The sequence below is a fragment of the Longimicrobiaceae bacterium genome (genome assembly GCA_035936415.1).
Classification (GTDB): Bacteria; Gemmatimonadota; Gemmatimonadetes; order Longimicrobiales; family Longimicrobiaceae; genus JAFAYN01.
This window is the reverse complement of sequence record DASYWD010000338.1, coordinates 1-4,172: the sequence shown is the minus strand read 5'-3', so window position 1 is coordinate 4,172 and position 4,172 is coordinate 1. Positions and strand designations below refer to the sequence as shown.

2 protein-coding genes are annotated in these 4,172 nt (G+C 66.5%); one reads left to right on the top strand and one right to left on the bottom strand.

Going from position 1 to position 4,172, the window contains the following annotated elements; all coding sequences use genetic code 11:
* Window positions 1–333: 333 nt before the first annotated feature.
* A complete protein-coding gene (locus VGR37_13855) occupies window positions 334–2,859 on the top strand; it encodes a vitamin B12-dependent ribonucleotide reductase (protein ID HEV2148482.1) in 2,526 nt (841 codons plus the stop codon).
* Between the two features lie 189 nt (window positions 2,860–3,048).
* Here VGR37_13855 and VGR37_13850 read toward each other — a convergent pair whose 3' ends face one another.
* The gene (locus VGR37_13850) at window positions 3,049–3,954 is read right to left on the bottom strand and encodes a TOPRIM nucleotidyl transferase/hydrolase domain-containing protein (GenBank protein ID HEV2148481.1); all 906 of its coding nucleotides are present in this window, start codon (window positions 3,952–3,954) and stop codon (window positions 3,049–3,051) included.
* Window positions 3,955–4,172: the final 218 nt, after the last annotated feature.

Genomic DNA, 4,172 nt, shown 5'->3' with positions numbered 1-4,172 from the left:
CCGCGGGGGGCCGGGCCGCGCTTCTGGTTTCGTTCGTTTCCACCTTCTATAGACGCTCTCCACGCCTGGCCTAACCTCGCGCACGTACCCCCGTTTAGCTCCGTCCACCCCCCGCGGGAGAGTTCCGAAAACCCTCCTAGGGGGTATCAGACGGGTACGGTCTTTGCGAGCTGGAGAAGGTGCTTGACCGCAACATATGGGGGGTGTAGCTTGTGCCTCCCCAACATGTGGTGCCCCGTGGGACGCTGCAGGCGCATGTCAAGCAACGAGGCCGGCTTAGGGCCTCTCGCGGATAGTCCGAGTCCTTTTTCACCCGATTCGAGGAGCCCCTCCATGAACCCTCCCCTCACCGTTCCGTCCGTGGTCGACCCGCGCACGCGCGTCGACCTGCCGCCGGCCGAGCTGTCGCAGAACGCCCGCACGGTCCTGAGCAAGCGGTACCTGAAGAAGGACGACGGGGGGAAGCCGGTGGAGGACCCGGAGGAGATGTTCTGGCGCGTCGCCCGCACCATCGCCGCCGAGGACGCCCGGTACGGCGCCACGGACGATGAGGTGGAGGCGCTGGCGCGCGAGTTCTACGCGCTGATGACCACGCGGCGCTTCGAGCCCAACTCGCCCACGCTGATGAACGCGGGGCGCCCGCTGGGGCAGCTCTCCGCCTGCTTCGTGCTCCCCGTGGAGGACGAGCTCTCCAACGGCGAGAACGGGATCTACGACACCCTGCGCTCCATGGCGCTGGTGCACCAGTCGGGCGGCGGGACGGGCTTCGGCTTCTCGCGCATCCGCCCCTCGGGCGACATCGTGAAGTCCACCACCGGGGTGGCGTCGGGGCCCGTCTCCTTCATGAAGCTGTACGACGCCTCCACCGAGGTGGTGAAGCAGGGCGGCACCCGCCGCGGGGCCAACATGGGAATCCTGCGGGTGGACCACCCGGACATCATGGGGTTCATCGACTGCAAGCAGGACCTGACGCAGGTCACCAACTTCAACATCTCCGTGGCGGTCACCGACGCCTTTATGCAGGCGGTGGAGCGCGGCGAGGAGTACGACCTGGTGAACCCGCGCACCGGCGCGGTCGCGGGCCGGCTGGACGCGCGCGCGGTGTGGGAGAAGGTGGTGGAGAACGCCTGGCGGACGGGTGAGCCGGGGGTGTTCTACATCGACCGGGCCAACTTCTACAACCCGGTGCCGCACCTGGGCGACTACGAGGCCACCAACCCGTGCGGGGAGCAGCCGCTGCTGCCGTACGACGTCTGCAACCTGGGCTCGGTGAACGTGGGCGCCTTCGTCCGCGAGGACATCCCCGCGGACGCCCCCTGGTACGAGAAGATCGACTGGAAGGAGTACCGCCGGGTGGTGCGCCTCTCGACGCACTTCCTGGACAACGTGATCGACGCCAACCAGTACCCGCTCCCGCAGATCACGGAGCTGGCGCAGAACATCCGCCGGATCGGGCTGGGGGTGATGGGCTTCGCGGACCTGCTGGTGCGCCTGGGGATCCCCTACAACTCCGAGGAGGGGGTGGAGATCGGCCGGCGCATCATGGAGTTCATGGACGAGGAGTCCAAGCGCGAGTCGGAGAACCTGGCGGAGGGCCGCGGCGTCTTCCCGGAGTGGGAGCGCTCCATCTGGGGGCCGGACGAGACGTGCGCCCGCGCGCCCAACGGCGACCGGATCCGCCCGGAGCGCCGCCTGCGCAACTGCAACGTCACCACCGTGGCGCCCACGGGGACCATCTCCATCATCGCGGGGTGCTCTTCCGGGATCGAGCCGCTCTTCGCGGTGGCGTTCATGCGCAACCAGGCGGGCGTGATGATGCCGGACGTGAACGACGACTTCGTCGCCATCGCCCGCGCCGAGGGGTGGTACTCGGACGACCTGATGAAGCGGATCGCGGAGCAGGGGCACATCCACTTCCCGGAGGTCCCGGAGCGGGTGCAGCGCGCCTTCGTGACGGCGCACGACATCACGCCGGAGTGGCACGTCCGCATGCAGGCGGCCTTCCAGGAGCACACGGACTCGGCCATCTCGAAGACGACCAACTTCCCGCACGAGGCCACCGTCGAGGACGTGCGGAAGATCTACGAGCTGGCCTTCAAGCTCGGCTGCAAGGGCGTCACCGTGTACCGCGACGGCTCGCGCGACGGCCAGGTGCTCTCCACCGGCGCCACGAAGACGCCGGCGCAGCAGGCGGAGGACACGGCGAAGGTGGCGGAGGCGCGTGAGCGCGTGGCGAAGCTGGAGGCGGAGCTGCGGGCCACCCGCGAGGCGCTGGCCCGCGCGGAGGCGCAGGCGCAGCGGGTGCACCGCCACAAGCGGAAGCGGCCGGCGGTGCTCAACGGCACCACGCGCAAGATGTCCTCGCCGCTGGGCGACGTGTTCGTGACCATCAACGAAGACACGAACCGGCAGCCGTTCGAGGTGTTCGCCACGCTGGGCAAGGCGGGGAGCATCGCCATGGCGGACGTGGAGGCCATCGGCCGCCTGATCTCGCTGGCGCTGCGCTTCGGGGTCCCGGTGGCGGACGTGCACACGCAGCTCCGCGGGATCTCGTCGGACCGGGCGATCGGGTTCGGGGCCAACAAGGTGCACTCGGTGCCGGACGCCATCGCGCAGGCCATCGCGCTGCGGGAGCAGGAGAAGGCGGGAATCCAGGAGGAGCTGATCCCGGAGCTCGCGCCCGCGGCGAACGGCGACGCGGCGGTGGCCCCGGCCACGCAGGCGGCAGTGCAGCTCCCGCTGGGGGCGTACGACCAGAGCGAGACGTTCATCGGCACGTGCCCGGACTGCTCCAGCCAGCTGGAGTTCGCGGAGGGGTGCCAGAAGTGCCACGTCTGCGGGTACAGTGAGTGCGGCTGATGGGCTGAGGGTGTGATCCAGGTCCCACTGCCGTGAGGCAGCGGGTGGGTGGGGTGGGGTGGGGTAGCAGTTGGGTGGTGGGGTTGGGAGGGGGGTGAGGGGTAGGGTGGGGGCGGTATGGTTCGGGGAGGGGTCTCCGGCTTCGGCTGGGGGCCCCTCCGTTTGCGTGGTGGTAGGCAGACGTTTAGGTCAGTGATGACCGCCGGATCCCTGCCGCTTCCAGTCAGCCATAGCTGTAACAAATTCTCGAGCAGGCTGAAGCTCGCCGTCCGCCAGATCCTTAGTCGTTAGCAACTCGTTTACCCACTTTGGACCGTGGCCTGGAACAGTCTTCACAAACTGCTCGAGCTCACCGACATCCACAACGAACAGTCCGATTGCGCGAAGCCCCTTCATGAGCCTCTCCACAGCCTGCGACGGGTTCCCATTTGGCACGAAGGCCTTCCCTGTCTGCTTCGCCAGAGACCACGGCGAGGATCGAGCGAGCACCGCAAGGACAGCGCGCCGCGCATTTTCCGGGAAGACGGGCTCGGCCGCTCCGGCGAGAATCGGTTCGATTTCTCGCCGCACATCGGCGGTAGCCAGCTCAGGTCTCTTAGCATCGATCGAGTTCTTCACCTGCCGCCAATCCGCCTGTAAGGCCGCCCAGTCCCCGCCGAGAGCGGTGATAATGGCTGACAGAGGGTGGACTTCGCTGAGCACGTCGAAGTCTGCAACAGCGATCACGGGCACGGCAAGCCGGCGGAGCGCCGCGATAGCGGTAGGCAGCCGTGCCTTGCCGCCGCAATGCGTGAACATGATGTCTGGGCGCACAGCATTCTTCCCCTTCCCCTCAATGACTGCATCGAGCACGGCGGCATAGAAGCGGTTGTCCGAATCGCTCTCGCACAGGATTACCTTCTCGTGGAAAATGCCGTCAAGTATATTGGAGTACCTGAGTAGAGGGTCACTCCAAAATTCTTGCAGCTCGATCGGACTGAGTTCACGAGCTACGTTGATCTCATCAACTCTGTGGAGTCGGATGATTCTTAAGCTTCCTCCACCCGCGTCAAGCATACCGCGGAGAACGTCCCCGCTATGCGTGGAGATGAACATTTGTCTGTGTGCTCGCCTATCTCGCACCAACATGCGGCCAAGCAGCCGCGCCTGGGGAGGGTGGAGAAATGCTTCTGGTGTAGTGTGATGGTAATCGCCTGACAGGGGGCCACAAAGAAGGACGGTGACCATCCGTCCCCGCCGGGATAGCTTGAGGGTGCTCTGTTCCACTCAAGAACCCGGAGATCCGAATGACCACCGTCCAGGCAGACAAGATA

Coding starts and splice junctions, on each gene's coding strand:
- VGR37_13855 (HEV2148482.1), top strand. CDS start 334: ATGAACCCTCCCCTCACCGTTCCGTCCGTGGTCGACCCGCGCACGCGC.
- VGR37_13850 (HEV2148481.1), bottom strand. CDS start 3,954: ATGTTCATCTCCACGCATAGCGGGGACGTTCTCCGCGGTATGCTTGAC.